This window comes from Pseudomonas mendocina (genome assembly GCF_003008615.1).
GTDB classification, from domain to species: domain Bacteria; phylum Pseudomonadota; class Gammaproteobacteria; order Pseudomonadales; family Pseudomonadaceae; genus Aquipseudomonas; species Aquipseudomonas mendocina_C.
In genome coordinates, this window is the sequence record NZ_CP027657.1 from 934,623 (window position 1) to 949,652 (window position 15,030).

The window sequence follows — 15,030 nt, forward strand, 5'->3', positions numbered from 1 at the left end:
GACTGACCGCCGACGAAGGCAGGCCGAAAAACGGCGCCTACCCTACACCACTTCGATGGCGGCCATCAGCCCGGTTTCCATATGATCGATCACATGACAATGGAACATCCAGACACCGGGATTATCGGCGACGAAAGCGATGCGCGCCGTCTCGTTCTTGCCCAGCAGGTAGGTATCGGTGAAGTACGGAATGATCTGGCGCCGATCAGAACTCAACACCTTGAAAGTCATACCATGCAGGTGAATGGGGTGCTGATACTGCGCCATGTTGCGCAGTACGAAGATGTAGTGACCATCCTTTTTCAGGGTCGCAATCGGACGATCCGCACAGGTCTTGTCGTTGATGTCCCAGGCCTGGCCGTTGATCTGCCAGTACTTGTAGCTGCCGCCCTGCTCCACGTTACCGGACAGCATCGCCGCCCACTCGAAATTGAAGCGCAAGGTCTCGGCGCGAGCCAGCTCCGGCTCGGCAATGGGATTGGCCGGCAAGGCTGGCGGCCAATCCGCTGACGGCTCGCTACTGGCAACACTCTTTATGGTCGCCAGACGCAACGGTCCATTACGCAGGGACAATTCCTGCCCAGCCGCCGGCACCTTCAGCGCCAGATCGATGCGCATGCCAGGGCCCAGCCAATATTCCTTGCCCAGCGGACGCGGCTGCACCGGATTGCCGTCCAATGCATAGATACGCGCCTCACCACCTGGCAGGTTGAGGCGATAGGTGATGGTGTTGTCGACATTGATCAGGCGCAGGCGCACCACCTGCCCTGCCGGCAGTTCCAGGTCAGGATTGGGCTCACCATTGATGGTGCTCAGTCGACCTCGCGTACCCTCGCGTGCCGCCTGGCGCGGTACCAGGAACTCGGTGAAAGCGCCCTGCTCATCGATATGCCAGGTCTTCAGGCTCAGCGTGCGTTCGTGACGAAAGCCGGTCGGCTCGCGCTCCTCGACGATCAATGGCCCGACCAGGCCACGCCCCAACTGCTCGGCACTGGCCGTGTGCGGGTGGTACCAGAAGCTGCCGGCATCATGGCAGATGAAGTCGTAGTCGAAGTATTCCCCTGGCAGCACCGGCGCCTGGGAGACATAGGGCACGCCATCCATCTCCAGCGGCAGACGGATACCATGCCAATGGATAGTGCTTTGCACGTCCAGTTTATTGATGAAGCGCACCCGCAGACGCTCGCCCTGCCTGCAGCGCAACTCGAATCCAGGCGCCTGACCACCATAGGCCCAGGCTGGCGTCACATGCCCCGGTACCAGCTCCAGATCCAGTGGCGCGGCGATCAGCTCGTAGTCGTGGGTCGCCACATTCTCCGGACGCCCCAGCCAGTAACGCACACCGCCAGCGCCAAGCCCGGCGATACCGAGACCAGCCAGGCCAGCGAGCACTTGTCTGCGGGTAAACGACATCTTCATCCTCGAACTTCACAGGGTCATGCCCAATCGCACTATCTTCTCATTTTCATGCAGAGAGAAACGAGCCCGCATGAGGGGCTTATTGCCGCACATGAGCGCTCTGCACATCACAGGAGGAAGCGCTCAACTCTCACTCTGGGTCAAAGCGTCGGTAGAATCACACCAGGCCCACCGGAATATTGATGCGACATGGATCTGTTCGACACGGCGATGAGCATTGCCCTGGCAATACTCACCCCGCTGTTGCTGCTCTTCTGAGTGGTGCTGATGGGCGGCATCGGCCAATGGTTATACGAGGGCGTACGCAACCTCGGCCGCCCCATAGCCTGGTCGCGGCGAGGATCATCGATCAACGTCAGATCGACACGCGCATTCACGGCAACCATATCAGCTGGATCGGCACGCGAACCGTCTACCGACTGCGCTACGAGTTCGCTGACGCCACTCATGAAATCGAGTACCTGGTGCGTAACGAGCCACAGGTGATGCTCGATGGAGATGCGGGCACCTTCAAGCTGTACGTTCCCCACGATCAGCCAGCACATGCCCGAGCGGAATACCACCCAAGCCAGCTCGTCTACGGGATCTTTCTGATTGCCGCGATGGCCTATGGCTCCTGGATGACGGCCCCCTTCCTGCTGTTTCTGAAATGACGATGGATATTATTTTCGTCACCTTCTTGCTGGCCTTCGGAGGGCTGCTATGGATCGGGCTGATCGCCATCGGACTGGGAAGGCTATTACCTGTCCGGACGCCTCATACTGAAAGGCATACGCCAGGCTTTTCGGCGACCCGGTACGACCCAGGTTGCAGCTTATGAGATTCGGACTCCGGATCCGAAGGAAGACGACACCGAAGATGTCCGGCCAATGATCTGCCTAGAGCTCAGCGGCGAACGCCACGGCCAGCATTATCGTGAGCATACCGAAAAGAACAGATTTTCTACTGAGCCTTTCCCTACACCCACTATCGCTTAACCAATACGCAAAACAAATTATAACTGCCATTCGACAGGTAAATACTGCGCTTATAACCGAGACGCAACAACGTGCGCCTTACAAACCCCATTAAGCCTATACCCCCAAGGCAGACAAGCAGTCTACTCTTGATCTGCGCCCGCCAAGACCGCTCACTGAGATTATCAATAAAATTGCTATCCGATGGAAAACCAAGTTGCTGGTAATGGCAAACCGAAAGACTATTTTTACGGCACAGTTCTGACACAGCACCATTTGTCAGATACTGCATATGTTCCAAATCGACACGCAGAGCAATCTTGCGATTATCATTCGCGATAGCGTCCCCATTCGGGGTCCATATTAAAATCTTGCCGCCCTTGTCAAGCAAATCGCACAAAGCAGAAATGAGCTGATTAGGGTTCAACACGTGCTCAATCACATCGTTCAAAACAACAAGATCAAATTTTTCATTGATGTTTTTCAAAACATCGATGCCACCCAAGAGAACAGATTCAAGGCCGAGCTGGTGACAGATCGAAACCGCGGCATGATCAAATTCAACGCCAACAACAGAGGCACCCAGTCGTTTTGCTTGATATAGAAACTCTCCTGTTCCGCAGCCAAAATCAAGCACCCTGTACCCTGCATTTGACCTGAAAGGCATATCCTTTATAAGAAAACTCAACCTTGGATCGGATTGCGGATCCAAAACATCCAACTCGGACTTTATATTCTCAGCACCATAACTTATAAGCCCACCAAAATGCTCAATGTGGTAGGAACTATAAAAGTCATTGAGCAAATTTTCGGAGGGTGCCGGAGAAACATAATAACAACCACACATCGAGCAACTTAACACAGAACACTTATCAGGACGAATGCAATACAGCTTAGCGCTTATCGCATCACAGAAAGGGCAGCCCCTACTCTCAAAACGAGAAAAATCCCAACTTATCATTCGCTTATCGAGAGGCTCGAGAATCATTACATCTCCTTCTATACCCAAAGCCCAAGCATGTTAAAACCAAGCAACTCTGCTGATGCCACCCCAACATGAGGTTCGACAGCTCGAACAACTCACATCACTTACATCACTTACATCACTTACATCACTTACATCATTCATGAGCAAAGCACTTTAATAAGTGCTCCGCCGAAAAACTGCAAGCAGGCACACCAAGCCTGACCGTCGCAGCGACCAAGAATATCAATTGATGCCTACAAGCCAATGGCAGCATCAACATCACTGAGGATGATGGTTCTTCAAACGCCCATGAAAAAACCGGCCTAAGCCGGTTTTTCATTCAGCGCAGCGGGATCACTCCCACTCGATGGTCGCTGGCGGCTTGCTCGACACGTCGTAGGTGACGCGGGAGATGCCTTCGATCTCGTTGATGATGCGGCCGCTGACAGTCTCCAGCAGCTCGTAAGGCAGGTGCGCCCAGCGTGCGGTCATGAAGTCGACGGTTTCCACGGCGCGCAGGGCGACGACCCAGGCGTAACGACGGCCGTCACCGACCACACCAACCGATTTCACCGGCTGGAACACGACGAACGCCTGGCTGGTCTTGTGGTACCAGTCAGCCTTGCGCAGTTCCTCGATGAAGATGTGGTCGGCGCGACGCAGGATGTCGGCGTATTCCTTCTTCACTTCACCGAGGATGCGCACGCCCAGCCCCGGGCCCGGGAACGGGTGGCGGTAGACCATGTCGTAGGGCAGCCCCAGCTCCAGGCCGATCTTGCGTACTTCGTCCTTGAACAGTTCACGCAGCGGCTCGACCAGCTTGAGGTTCATTTCCTCCGGCAGGCCACCAACGTTGTGGTGGCTCTTGATCACGTGGGCCTTGCCGCTCTTGGCGCCAGCCGACTCGATCACGTCCGGGTAGATGGTGCCCTGGGCGAGGAACTGGATGTTGTCCAGCTTGCTGGCCTCGGCATCGAACACGTCGATGAAGGTGCGGCCGATGATCTTGCGCTTCTTCTCCGGGTCGGCTTCGCCGGCCAGATTGCCGAGGAACTGCTCTTCGGCGTTGGCGCGGATGACCTTGACGCCCATGTTCTCGGCGAACATGGCCATCACCTGGTCGCCTTCGTGCAGACGCAGCAGGCCGTTGTCGACGAATACGCAGGTCAGTTGGTCACCGATAGCCTTGTGCAGCAGCGCCGCGACCACCGAGGAGTCAACGCCACCGGACAGGCCCAGCAGCACATTGGCATCGCCAACCTGCTCGCGCACCTGGCGGATGGCATCTTCGACAATATTGGCCGGCGTCCACAGCGGCTCACAGCCGGCGATTTCCAGCACGAAGCGCGAGAGGATGCGGCCGCCCTGCTTGGTGTGGGTCACTTCAGGGTGGAACTGCACACCATAGTAGTGGCGAGTGTCGTCGCACATGGCAGCGATCGGGCAGCTCGGGGTGCTGGCGAGGATGTGGAAACCTTCCGGCAGACGGGTGACCTTGTCGCCGTGGCTCATCCACACGTCGAGGCCGAGTACGCCGTCAGCATCGACATGGTCTTCGATGCCGGCCAGCAGCTTGCTCTTGCCGACCACGTCGACGCGGGCATAACCGAACTCACGCAGGTCGGAGCCTTCTACCTTGCCGCCGAGCTGTTCGGCCATGGTCTGCATGCCGTAGCAGATGCCCAGCACCGGTACATTCAGGTCGAACACGGCCTGCGGCGCGCGCGGGCTGTTGGCTTCGTGCACCGACTCCGGGCCACCGGCGAGGATGATGCCGCGCGGCGCGAAGGCACGAATGTCCTCGTCGCTCATGTCCCAGGGGTGCAGTTCGCAATAGACGCCGATCTCGCGCACACGACGGGCGATCAGCTGGGTGTACTGGGAACCGAAGTCCAGAATGAGGATGCGGTGGGCGTGAATGTCGTGGGCCATGGCCGTCTCTCGTAAGTATTCACAAATGACACGGGGCTGATCGAACAGCCCCGTTATTCATACATTGCAAAATCGATTTGCCGCGTCGCGAGCGACGAGCAGGCAAGGCGGAGAGAAACGAGAAAGCGGAGTTTGCTGAAGCACGCATTTACTCACTTCGTTCGCCCTCCGGGCCGTCCTTTCGGACGTTCACTGGCGAGCCAGTGTCGAGTTTTTCTCCAACGCCGCATGCGCAAGCGCAGCAGCGTCAAATCGATTTTTTAGCCAACCCGGTAGTTGGGGGCCTCTTTGGTGATCTGCACGTCGTGCACATGCGACTCAGCCATACCGGCGCCAGTGATACGCACGAACTCCGGCTTGGTGCGCATCTCTTCGATGGTGGCGCAGCCGGTGTAGCCCATGGATGCACGCAGGCCGCCCATCAGTTGGTGAACGATGGCCGCCATCGCGCCCTTATACGGCACACGGCCTTCGATACCTTCCGGCACCAGCTTCTCGGCACCAGCCGAGGAGTCTTGGAAGTAACGGTCGCTCGAACCTTGCGCCTGCGCCATGGCACCCAGAGAGCCCATGCCGCGGTAGGCCTTGTAGGAGCGGCCCTGGAACAGTTCGACTTCGCCCGGAGCTTCTTCGGTACCGGCCAGCATGGAGCCGATCATCACGGCTGAGGCGCCTGCGACGATAGCCTTGGACAGATCGCCGGAGAAACGGATGCCGCCATCGGCGATCAGCGGTACGCCGGTACCCGCCAGCGCAGCGGCGACATTGGCCACGGCACTGATCTGCGGAACACCGACACCGGCGACGATGCGGGTGGTGCAGATCGAGCCGGGGCCGATGCCGACCTTGACACCGTCGGCGCCGGCTTCGACCAGCGCCTTGGCCGCAGCACCAGTAGCGATGTTGCCACCGATTACCTGGACGTCCGGGAAGTTCTGCTTGACCCAACGCACGCGGTCGATCACGCCTTTGGAGTGACCGTGAGCGGTGTCGACGATGATCACGTCCACACCGGCATTGACCAGCGCAGCAACCCGATCACCCGTATCGGCACCGGTACCGACAGCGGCGCCAACGCGCAGACGACCTTGGTCATCCTTGCTGGCCAGCGGGTAGGCCTTGGCTTTCTCGATGTCGTTGACGGTCATCATGCCTTTGAGGCGGTACTGATCATCGACGATCAGCACGCGCTCGATGCGGTGTTTGTGCAACAGTTTGCGCACGGTGGCCTTATCTTCGCCTTCCTTGACGGTGACCAGGCGCTCTTTGGGCGTCATCACCTCACGCACCTTGGCGTCCAGGCGGTTTTCGAAGCGTATGTCGCGAGAAGTGACGATGCCCACCAGATCGCCGTTGTACAGCACTGGCACACCGGAAATGTTGTTCAGGCGGGTCAGTTCGAACAGATCGCCAACGGTCGCATCAGCCTCGATGGTGATCGGATCCTTGACCACACCGGACTCGAACTTCTTGACCTTGCGCACTTCGGCAGCTTGCTGCTCGATAGTCATGTTCTTGTGGATGATACCAATGCCGCCTTCCTGCGCCATGGCGATAGCCAGGCGAGCCTCGGTGACCGTATCCATGGCGGCTGACAGCAGCGGGATGTTCAGTTCGATGCCGCGAGTCAGGCGGGTCTTGAGGCTGACGTCCTTGGGCAATACCTCGGAGTAACCGGGGATAAGCAGGACGTCGTCGAAAGTGAGTGCTTCTTGGCTGATGCGCAGCATGGCGGGCTCCCGAGCGGGAAAATAAGAAGCGCGGCATTATACCCAGCGACCTCATTTCACTCAATGCAAAGTGTGACTCTAGGCAGCCATACCTAGAAACACATAAAATAATGATTCTCAAAAACACTTGCACTTGAGTGCCAAATGAAACCAAGCCTCCCTTCCCTGAGCAGCCAGCGTGCCGCTCTGCTTACCCTTTGCCTGCTTCCAGCCAGTCACCTGCTGGCTCAGGAGCTGGAGCTACCCAGCCAGGAAATCGTCGCCGCCCCGGCTCTCGAAGACGATGGCTACCAGGCCAAGCGTGCCAGCACGGCAAGCAAATCCTCCGTTGCACTCAGGGATGAGGCTCAGTCGGTTCAGGTGGTTACGCCAAAGACCATTGAAGATTATCGGGTGCGCTCGCTGGATGATGCGATGAAGTTCGTCAGTGGCGTCGGCCAGAGCAATACGCTAGGTGGCACCCAGGACGGTTTCGTGAAGCGCGGTTTTGGTAGCAACGCCGATGGATCGATCCTCCGTGACGGCATCCGCTCCAGCCTTTCGCGCAACTTCAGCGCCACCAGCGAACGCGTGGAGGTGCTCAAGGGGCCGGCCTCACTGCTGTATGGCGCGTTGGAACCGGGCGGCCTGATCAACGTCATCAGCAAGAAGCCGCAGTACCAATGGGGCGCGCGCCTCGACGCAGGCAGCTCAAGCTTTGGCGGCGGTAACCTGGCGGTCGACGTCACCGGCCCGATTGCCGACAGTGGCCTGGCCTTTCGCCTGATTGCCGAGCGTCAACACGAAGATTACTGGCGTAACTTCGGCACCAAGGAAAACAGCCTGATTGCACCCTCGCTGAGCTGGGAAGGCGAACGCCTGCGCCTCAACATCGCCTACGAATACAAGGAATACAGCACCCCGGTGGATCGCGGCACGGTGATCATCAATGACAAGCCCGCCAAGGTGTCCTACAACGACCGCTTCGGCGAGAGCTGGTCGAAGGCAGAAGGCATCGACGAACTGCTCACCGCCACCGCGGAGTATCAGCTCAGCGACGACTGGTCGACGCGCCTCACCTACGGCTGGAACAACGAGCGTTACGACTATGCCGAAGCGCGGCCGAACGTGCTCAATGCCAGCACGGGAGCAATGAGCCGCCGCTCCGATGGCAGCGAACATGACAACCAGACCCAATACCTGGCCTGGGACTGGATCGGCAATTCCGACCTTTTCGGCCAGCGTCATGACCTGCTGATCGGTGCCGACACCGAGCGAGTCGACAACTTCCGTGGCGACACCTGGCGCGGCCCGGCAGTGGGAAGCTTCAATATCTACAACCCGGTATACGGCAACCTCGCCGCACCTTCGCTGCTCAATCCGGCGCAAAGTGATCGCAGCGACGAGCTGCATTCACGCTCGATCTACGCGAAGGACAACTGGCACCTGAACGACCAGTGGATTCTGGTTCTCGGTGGCCGTTATCAGCGCTTCGAGCAGCTCGTCGAGCAAGGACGAGGAGCCACCTACGTCCGCCCAACCGACCGCCACGACACCACCTTCCTGCCCTTCGGCGGCCTGGTCTTCCAACTGAACGACCACGTGGCCTTCTACGGCAACTACAGCCGCTCCTTCGTACCCAATGCCTCGGACGCCACTACCGGCCAGGCCTTCGACCCCGAAGAGGGTCGCAGCTACGAGCTGGGCGTAAAACTCGACCTGCCGCAAGGTATCGGCGCCAGCCTGGCGCTGTTCGATATCGAGAAAGAGAACGTGGTGGTAAGTAACAACAACGTTTCGGAAGCGGCAGGCAAGGTCGGCTCGCGTGGTGTGGAGCTGGATATTACCGGCCGCCTCAGCGAGCGTTGGGAAGTGCTCGGCAGCTACGCCTACACCGATACGGAAATCCTCGATGACCCGGCCAACAAAGGCAACGAGCTGGTCAACGCTGCGCGTAACATCGCCAGCCTCTACCTCACCCATCACCTGAACCTGCCACAGCAATTCGGTCAGTGGCGGCTGGGGGGCGGCGCGCGTTATGTCGGCGAGCGCGCCGGCGACAATGGCAACAACTTCTGGCTGGACAGCTACACGGTGGCCGATGCTTTCATCAGTTGGGACAGCCAATTGCTCGGCGAGAAGACTCGCCTGCAACTGAACGTACGCAACCTGTTCGACGAGCGTTACTACCCGTCCAGCGGCGGCAATCTGCGTGTCGCAGTCGGCGAGCCGCGCGAGGTACGCCTTTCCGCCAGCGTCGAGTTCTGACTCAGGCCGGATCGTCGACCCGCACCTGCCTCACTGCAAAGCCCAGGCGTTCGCCGAACTCCTCGACGAACGCCGGGCGCAGGCCGGCATCCATCCAACCGTTGAAGATGAAACCCAGGTTGGAAAAACCGCACGGCTGCAGGAACAGGAAGCCATTGATGTCATCTTCATGCCCGCATTCCGGGCAGGTGAAGTTGTCGGTTTCCCCTGGCCACCACACTTCCAGGCTATCGAACAACGGCACGCCGACTTCCTTGCGACATTCGGCGCAGCCCGCCTCCTCGAGAAAACCACGCGTTGGCATATAGATACAGCGATGGGTAATGATTTCCAGGCCATTGTGCGACTGCCCATAGGGCAGCAACTCGGGTTGCTTGGCGATGCGCCGAGCGCCGGGCCCGATGGCATAGGCCATGCCGTTGCCGCCCTGGCCACAGGTGGTCGGCAGCGCCTCGACGATCTCGCGCTTGACCAACCAGCGCAGCATGGCCCGTGCCTTTTCCTCGTGGGCGGGAAGCGTGGAAATCTGCGGGACTAGGATCAGTTGCGTGGTCATGGTGCTCGAACGGCTGGCAAGGAAAGGGCGGCAGCTTAGGCGCTGCCGCCGGCAAATCAAGCCCCGCGACAGATCGCAGCATTGGTCTGGGCCTCACGTCGCGCCAATAAGCGGGCACGCAGCACGTCGTAAATCCAGTTGAATGCCATGGTGTAGGGCAGGAAGAACAGGATCAGCCCGATATCCAGCAGCAACGCCTCAAGCAGGCTGATCGACAGCCACCAGGCCGCCAACGGCACCAGCATGACGACCAGGCCACCCTCGAACAGCAGCGCATGGCAGACCCGTGCCCACAGGCCGCGTTCGAAGCCCAATCGACTCTGTGCGCGATCGAACAGGTAGTTGAACAGCATGTTCCACAGCATGGCGACGGTGGAGAACATCAGGGTCAAGGCGCCGAGCTGCAGCAAAGGCTTATCCATGAACCAGGCCATGGTCGGCGCGCAGATGAGCACAGCAATGGCTTCGAAGGCCAGGGAGTGACCAATGCGCTCACGCAGGGAGCGCGGCAGGGGCTGAGTCATGAAACGAACCTCGTGATAAATGACGACGAGGGCTATGATCATCGGAAAACCAGCCAACCAAAAAGCAGCAGCCATCGGCAAAACCGATATGAATATTTCCCCCGAATCGCTTCAAGCTTTCGCCCAAGCGGCCAGTTGTGGCTCGCTCAGCGCTGCCGCCAGGCGCCTGGGCAAAAGCCAGTCGACCATCAGCGAAGCCGTGGCGTGCCTAGAAATCGACCTGGGCGTGGCCCTGTTCGAACGCGGCCCCCGCCATCTGCAACTGACCGAAGCCGGTGCCAGCCTGCTCGCCCACGCAGAAGAAGTCCTGTGTGCCAGTGACCGCCTGGCGCGACATGCGGCCGGTTTGGCCAGAGGCCAGGAAGCGCGCGTGACCCTGGCGCTGTCCGACGCCTACCAGCCGAAACAATACGAAGTACGCCTGCAGGAGCTGGATCAGCGCTTCCCCGATCTGCAGTTCGAAAGCCTGATCGCCGAACAGGCCGACGTGCTCGATCTGGTCACCCAGGGCCGCGCACAACTGGGCCTGCTCGGTGCACAACCGACCTACCCGCCGCATATCGCCCACGCCCGCCTGGAAATGAGCAGCGAGTTCGGCCTGTTCGTCGCCAAGGATCATCCGCTGAGCCAGCTGGCTCAGGTGCGCCAGGAAGACTTGTCGCATTGGCGCCTGTTACGCCTGAGCAGCGTCGCCCATGACGATGCGAACACCGACGATCTGCCCGGCAGCGGCGGACGCTGCTGGGCCGCGCCGGATTATCTGATGCTGCTGGAAATGGCGCGTCTGGGCTTCGGTTGGGCCGAGCTGCCACGGCAACTGGTCGACACCTACAGTTTCGGCAGCCTGCATGAACTACCCTGCAGTGGCTGGCCACGACGGGTGACAGTGGACGCCATCTGGTCGCGGCAACGCGAACTCGGCCCAGTGGCGGCCTGGCTGCTTGATCGCCTGCTCGAAGACAGCTGAGCAGGGTCGCGCCCGTGCACCTCTCGGCTTATCATGCCGGCCCATGATCAATGATCCCTTTGCTCGCTTGAACCTCGACCGCGAGGTGCTCAGCGTCAGCCAGCTCAACAACCGCGCCCGCCTGCTGCTGGAGGACGTGTTCTCCGGCATCTGGGTCGAGGGGGAAATCTCCAACCTCGCCCGCCCGGCCTCCGGCCACATCTACTTCACCCTGAAAGACAGCCAGGCCCAGGTGCGCTGCGCGTTGTTCCGGCAGAACGCTGCGCGCGTACGCCAGGCGCTGCGCGACGGATTGGCGGTTAAGGTTCGCGGCAAGGTCTCGCTGTTCGAGGGGCGCGGCGACTATCAGCTGATTCTCGATGCGGTGGAGCCTGCCGGTGACGGCGCACTGCGCCTGGCCTTCGAGGCACTGAAGGAGAAGCTCGGCGCCGAGGGGCTGTTCGCCACCGAGCGCAAGATCGCCCTGCCCGCCCATCCGAAACGTATCGGTATTGTCACCTCGCCCACCGGCGCGGTGATCCGCGACATCATCAGCGTTTTCCGCCGTCGCGCACCGCAGGTGGAGCTGAACCTGATCCCCACTGCCGTACAAGGGCGCGAGGCCACCGCGCAGATCGTCCGAGCCCTGCAACACGCCGATGCGCAAGGTTTCGACGCGCTGATCCTGGCCCGTGGCGGCGGCTCGCTGGAAGACCTCTGGTGCTTCAACGAGGAAGCCGTGGCCCGCGCCGTGGCGGCCTGTGTGACCCCCATCGTCAGTGCCGTAGGTCATGAGACGGATGTGTCCATCGCCGACTTCGTCGCTGACGTGCGCGCGCCAACCCCTTCGGCCGCCGCCGAATTACTGGCGCCGGACAGCAGCGAACTGGTGCAACGCCTGCACAACCTGCAGCGGCGCCTGGTGCTGCAGATGCAAGGCCGTCTGGCCCGCGAACGCCTGCGCCTGGACGGCGTGAGCAAGCGCCTGCGTCACCCTGGAGAACGCCTGCGCCAGCAGGCGCAGCGCCTTGACGACCTGGACATGCGCCTGCGCCGCGCCTTCAACCAGCAACTCGCCAATCAGCGAGAACGCCTGGCCCGCCTCGACGCTCGTCTCGCCGCCCAGCATCCGGGGCACAACCTGGCGCTGCTGCGCCAGCGCCTCGACGGCCTGGCCGCGCGCCTGCCACGTGCCATGCACGGCCAGCTACGCAGCCAGCGCCAACAACTGGGTGCACTGGCCGCGCAACTGCAGATCGTCAGCCCACTGGCCACCCTGGGCCGTGGCTACAGCATCCTCCTCGACGAACGCGGCCATGCGGTGCGCAGCGCCGCGCAGACCCAGCCGGGCCAACGCCTCAAGGCGCGCCTGAGCGAAGGCGAGCTGGACGTGCGCGTCGAAGACAACCACATACAACCGGCGACGCTGTCGCTCCTGGATTGAGAACCGATGTCCAGCCTTACCCGCACGCAATTGTTCGCCGGCCTGCTGGCCCTATGCCTTGCCATCCCCGCTCACGCCGAAGGCTTCATCACCCGCCTGCTGAACAAACCGGTGCCGGGTGGTGTTGCGGTGGTCGATCTGGGCAACCCGGCACAGGCACCGAAGGTGCGCTACCAGGGCAAACCGGTGCTCACCGTGCACGAGGACGGCCAGCGTTGGATCGCCGTCGTCGGTATTCCGCTCAACGTCAAACCGGGCAGCCAGCAGGTAGAGGTCGAAGGCGGCCAGAAACTAAGCTTCCAGGTCGGCGCCAAGCACTACACCGAGCAGCGCATCACCATCAAGAACCAGCAACAGGTCACGCCCAACGCCGCCAACCTGAAACGCATCGAACGCGAACTGGCAGAGCAGACCCGCGCCTACCAGCAGTTCAGTGCGCGCCAACCAAGCAACCTGATGTTCGACAGGCCGGTCAACGGCCCGCTGTCCAGCCCATTCGGCTTGCGTCGCTTCTTCAACGGCGAGGAACGCAACCCGCACTCGGGCCTGGACTTCGCCGCCAACCGCGGCACACCGATCAAGGCGCCGGCGGCCGGCAAGGTAATCCTCATCGGCGATTACTTCTTCAACGGCAAAACGGTGTTCCTCGACCACGGCCAGGGGCTGATCAGCATGTTCTGCCACCTATCGGAAATCGACGTGAAGCTGGGTGACGAAATCGCCCGAGGCGGCCATGTCGGCAAGGTCGGCGCGACCGGTCGCGCCACCGGCCCTCACCTGCACTGGAACGTCAGCCTCAACGATGCGCGAGTCGATCCGGCGATCTTTATCGGCGCGTTCAAGCCCTGAACCGACGTAGCGCGCAACACCTGCCGTTTGGGTTAACGGCATATTTTTGCTAGGGTACGGCGGCTCAGATGGCCGGCCCTGTAGCGTCGGCCTTTCCTCACTGCCTGCTTCGGAGTCGGAAATGCCGAATGAGCTCAACACCTGGATGGGTTGGCTGAACGAACAGCCTGAACTGCTCACCCTCACCGCCACCCTCGCCCTGATCGTTGCCGCCTGGCTGTCGAACTGGATCGTCAAACGTATTCTGGTACGCGCCATCTACCGCGTGGTCGGCGCGACCGCCCTGGGCCGCCACGGCCAGATCAAGGAAAGCGGCATCATCAAGCGCCTGTCCAACATCGTGCCGGCGCTGGTGCTCTCCTCCGGCGTGGCCGTAGTGCCAGGCATGCCGGAAGCCGTGGTAACGGTGACGCAGAACGTCTGTGGCGCCTTCATCGTGCTGACCATCGCACTGGCCATCGGCGCCCTGCTGGACATCCTCAACACCCTTTACCAGCGTCGCCCCAACGCGCACCTGAAGCCGATCAAAGGCTACCTGCAGGTGATCAAGATCGCCATCTTCGCCATCGCCACCATCCTCATGGTGGCGACGTTGATCGACCGCTCGCCGTTGATCCTGCTGTCCGGCCTCGGTGCCATGGCTGCGGTGCTGATGTTGATCTTCCAGGACACCCTGCTGTCGCTGGTGGCCAGCGTACAGATTTCCTCCAGCGATATCGTGCGTGTCGGCGATTGGGTGGAAATGCCCCAGCTCAATGCCGACGGCGATGTGATCGACATCGCCCTGCACACGGTGAAAGTGCAGAACTGGGACAAGACCATCACCACCATCCCGACCAAGCGCTTCATCACCGACCCGTTCAAGAACTGGCGCGGCATGCAGGAATCCGGCGGACGCCGGATCAAGCGTGCGCTGTATCTGGATCAAACCAGCGTGCATTTCCTCAGCGACGAGGAAATCGCCCGCCTGCGCCGCTTCATGCTGCTCGACGAGTACCTCGACCGTAAGGACCAGGAACTGCAGGACTGGAACACCAAGCTGGCCGAACACGGCAAGGAAGCGGTCAACACCCGCCGCATCACCAACATCGGCAGTTTCCGCGCCTACGTCGAACACTACCTGCGGCACAATCCGAACATTCACCAGAACATGACCCTGCTGGTGCGTCAGCTCAGCCCGACCGCCGACGGCCTGCCGCTGGAAATCTACTGCTTCACCAACACCATCGCCTGGAATGCCTATGAAGGCATCCAGTCGGATATCTTCGACCACCTGCTGGCCATCCTCCCCGAGTTCGGCCTGCGCGTGTTCCAACACCCGAGCGGTGCGGACATGCGCGAGCTGCGTCCGACGCTGCAGCCAGCCCCTTGACGCCAACGGGAACCAGATTCCCGCTTTTCAGGAGCCAGCTTGTTGCGATGAACACCGCCAACAGGCTGGCTTACAACCGCCTTCACAA

The 15,030-nt window shown here is 60.6% G+C and carries 12 protein-coding genes; 6 read left to right on the plus strand and 6 right to left on the minus strand.

The genetic code is table 11. The features are described from left to right. Nucleotides 1-42: 42 nt before the first annotated feature. Nucleotides 43-1,413, minus strand: coding sequence for a multicopper oxidase family protein (locus C7A17_RS04370; RefSeq protein WP_106742732.1), 1,371 nt, complete (start codon nt 1,411-1,413; stop codon nt 43-45). A gap of 290 nt (nt 1,414-1,703) precedes the next feature. Here C7A17_RS04370 and C7A17_RS04375 point away from each other — a divergent pair, with 290 nt between their 5' ends. Next, on the plus strand, nt 1,704-2,072 hold the full coding sequence (locus C7A17_RS04375) for a hypothetical protein (protein ID WP_106736867.1): 369 nt from the start codon (nt 1,704-1,706) through the stop codon (nt 2,070-2,072). A gap of 313 nt (nt 2,073-2,385) precedes the next feature. Here the strand turns inward: C7A17_RS04375 and C7A17_RS04380 are convergent, their stop codons facing one another. The 3 genes from C7A17_RS04380 to guaB form a co-directional block, all read right to left on the minus strand. Then, nucleotides 2,386-3,363 (minus strand): class I SAM-dependent methyltransferase, encoded by a 978-nt coding sequence (locus tag C7A17_RS04380; RefSeq protein ID WP_106736868.1) that lies wholly within the window; start codon nt 3,361-3,363, stop codon nt 2,386-2,388. Nucleotides 3,364-3,696: 333 nt separating this feature from the next. Beyond that, complete coding sequence (gene guaA, locus C7A17_RS04385; RefSeq protein WP_106736869.1) at nt 3,697-5,274, minus strand: glutamine-hydrolyzing GMP synthase; 1,578 nt, start codon at nt 5,272-5,274, stop codon at nt 3,697-3,699. Between the two features lie 260 nt (nt 5,275-5,534). Continuing rightward, complete coding sequence (guaB, locus tag C7A17_RS04390; RefSeq protein ID WP_106736870.1) at nt 5,535-7,004, minus strand: IMP dehydrogenase; 1,470 nt, start codon at nt 7,002-7,004, stop codon at nt 5,535-5,537. Nucleotides 7,005-7,148: 144 nt separating this feature from the next. Here guaB and C7A17_RS04395 point away from each other — a divergent pair, with 144 nt between their 5' ends. Then, complete coding sequence (locus tag C7A17_RS04395; RefSeq protein WP_106736871.1) at nt 7,149-9,251, plus strand: TonB-dependent siderophore receptor; 2,103 nt, start codon at nt 7,149-7,151, stop codon at nt 9,249-9,251. Nucleotide 9,252: 1 nt separating this feature from the next. Here the strand turns inward: C7A17_RS04395 and C7A17_RS04400 are convergent, their stop codons facing one another. Both C7A17_RS04400 and C7A17_RS04405 read right to left on the minus strand, forming a co-directional pair. After that, the gene (locus C7A17_RS04400) at nt 9,253-9,807 is read right to left on the minus strand and encodes a sugar ABC transporter ATPase (RefSeq protein WP_106736872.1); all 555 of its coding nucleotides are present in this window, start codon (nt 9,805-9,807) and stop codon (nt 9,253-9,255) included. Between the two features lie 56 nt (nt 9,808-9,863). Further along, nucleotides 9,864-10,331: a multidrug/biocide efflux PACE transporter gene (locus C7A17_RS04405; RefSeq protein WP_106736873.1), complete on the minus strand. Its 468-nt coding sequence runs from the start codon at nt 10,329-10,331 to the stop codon at nt 9,864-9,866. A gap of 34 nt (nt 10,332-10,365) precedes the next feature. Here C7A17_RS04405 and C7A17_RS04410 point away from each other — a divergent pair, with 34 nt between their 5' ends. From C7A17_RS04410 to C7A17_RS04425, 4 genes are all read left to right on the plus strand, one after another. Next, nucleotides 10,366-11,298, plus strand: coding sequence for a LysR family transcriptional regulator (locus tag C7A17_RS04410; protein ID WP_106736874.1), 933 nt, complete (start codon nt 10,366-10,368; stop codon nt 11,296-11,298). A gap of 43 nt (nt 11,299-11,341) precedes the next feature. Next, nucleotides 11,342-12,721: an exodeoxyribonuclease VII large subunit gene (gene xseA / locus C7A17_RS04415; protein WP_106736875.1), complete on the plus strand. Its 1,380-nt coding sequence runs from the start codon at nt 11,342-11,344 to the stop codon at nt 12,719-12,721. A 6-nt stretch (nt 12,722-12,727) separates the two neighbouring features. Then, a complete protein-coding gene (locus C7A17_RS04420) occupies nt 12,728-13,570 on the plus strand; it encodes a peptidoglycan DD-metalloendopeptidase family protein (protein ID WP_106736876.1) in 843 nt (280 codons plus the stop codon). A 121-nt stretch (nt 13,571-13,691) separates the two neighbouring features. Then, on the plus strand, nt 13,692-14,942 hold the full coding sequence (locus tag C7A17_RS04425) for a mechanosensitive ion channel family protein (protein ID WP_106736877.1): 1,251 nt from the start codon (nt 13,692-13,694) through the stop codon (nt 14,940-14,942). The last annotated feature ends 88 nt before the right edge of the window (nt 14,943-15,030 follow it).

Bases quoted from the DNA above. Each gene is read 5' to 3' on its own strand.
- C7A17_RS04370 (WP_106742732.1), bottom strand. From the start codon at position 1,413: ATGTCGTTTACCCGCAGACAAGTGCTCGCTGGCCTGGCTGGTCTCGGT.
- C7A17_RS04375 (WP_106736867.1), top strand. From the start codon at position 1,704: ATGGTTATACGAGGGCGTACGCAACCTCGGCCGCCCCATAGCCTGGTC.
- C7A17_RS04380 (WP_106736868.1), bottom strand. From the start codon at position 3,363: ATGATTCTCGAGCCTCTCGATAAGCGAATGATAAGTTGGGATTTTTCT.
- guaA (WP_106736869.1), bottom strand. From the start codon at position 5,274: ATGGCCCACGACATTCACGCCCACCGCATCCTCATTCTGGACTTCGGT.
- guaB (WP_106736870.1), bottom strand. From the start codon at position 7,004: ATGCTGCGCATCAGCCAAGAAGCACTCACTTTCGACGACGTCCTGCTT.
- C7A17_RS04395 (WP_106736871.1), top strand. From the start codon at position 7,149: ATGAAACCAAGCCTCCCTTCCCTGAGCAGCCAGCGTGCCGCTCTGCTT.
- C7A17_RS04400 (WP_106736872.1), bottom strand. From the start codon at position 9,807: ATGACCACGCAACTGATCCTAGTCCCGCAGATTTCCACGCTTCCCGCC.
- C7A17_RS04405 (WP_106736873.1), bottom strand. From the start codon at position 10,331: ATGACTCAGCCCCTGCCGCGCTCCCTGCGTGAGCGCATTGGTCACTCC.
- C7A17_RS04410 (WP_106736874.1), top strand. From the start codon at position 10,366: ATGATCATCGGAAAACCAGCCAACCAAAAAGCAGCAGCCATCGGCAAA.
- xseA (WP_106736875.1), top strand. From the start codon at position 11,342: ATGATCAATGATCCCTTTGCTCGCTTGAACCTCGACCGCGAGGTGCTC.
- C7A17_RS04420 (WP_106736876.1), top strand. From the start codon at position 12,728: ATGTCCAGCCTTACCCGCACGCAATTGTTCGCCGGCCTGCTGGCCCTA.
- C7A17_RS04425 (WP_106736877.1), top strand. From the start codon at position 13,692: ATGCCGAATGAGCTCAACACCTGGATGGGTTGGCTGAACGAACAGCCT.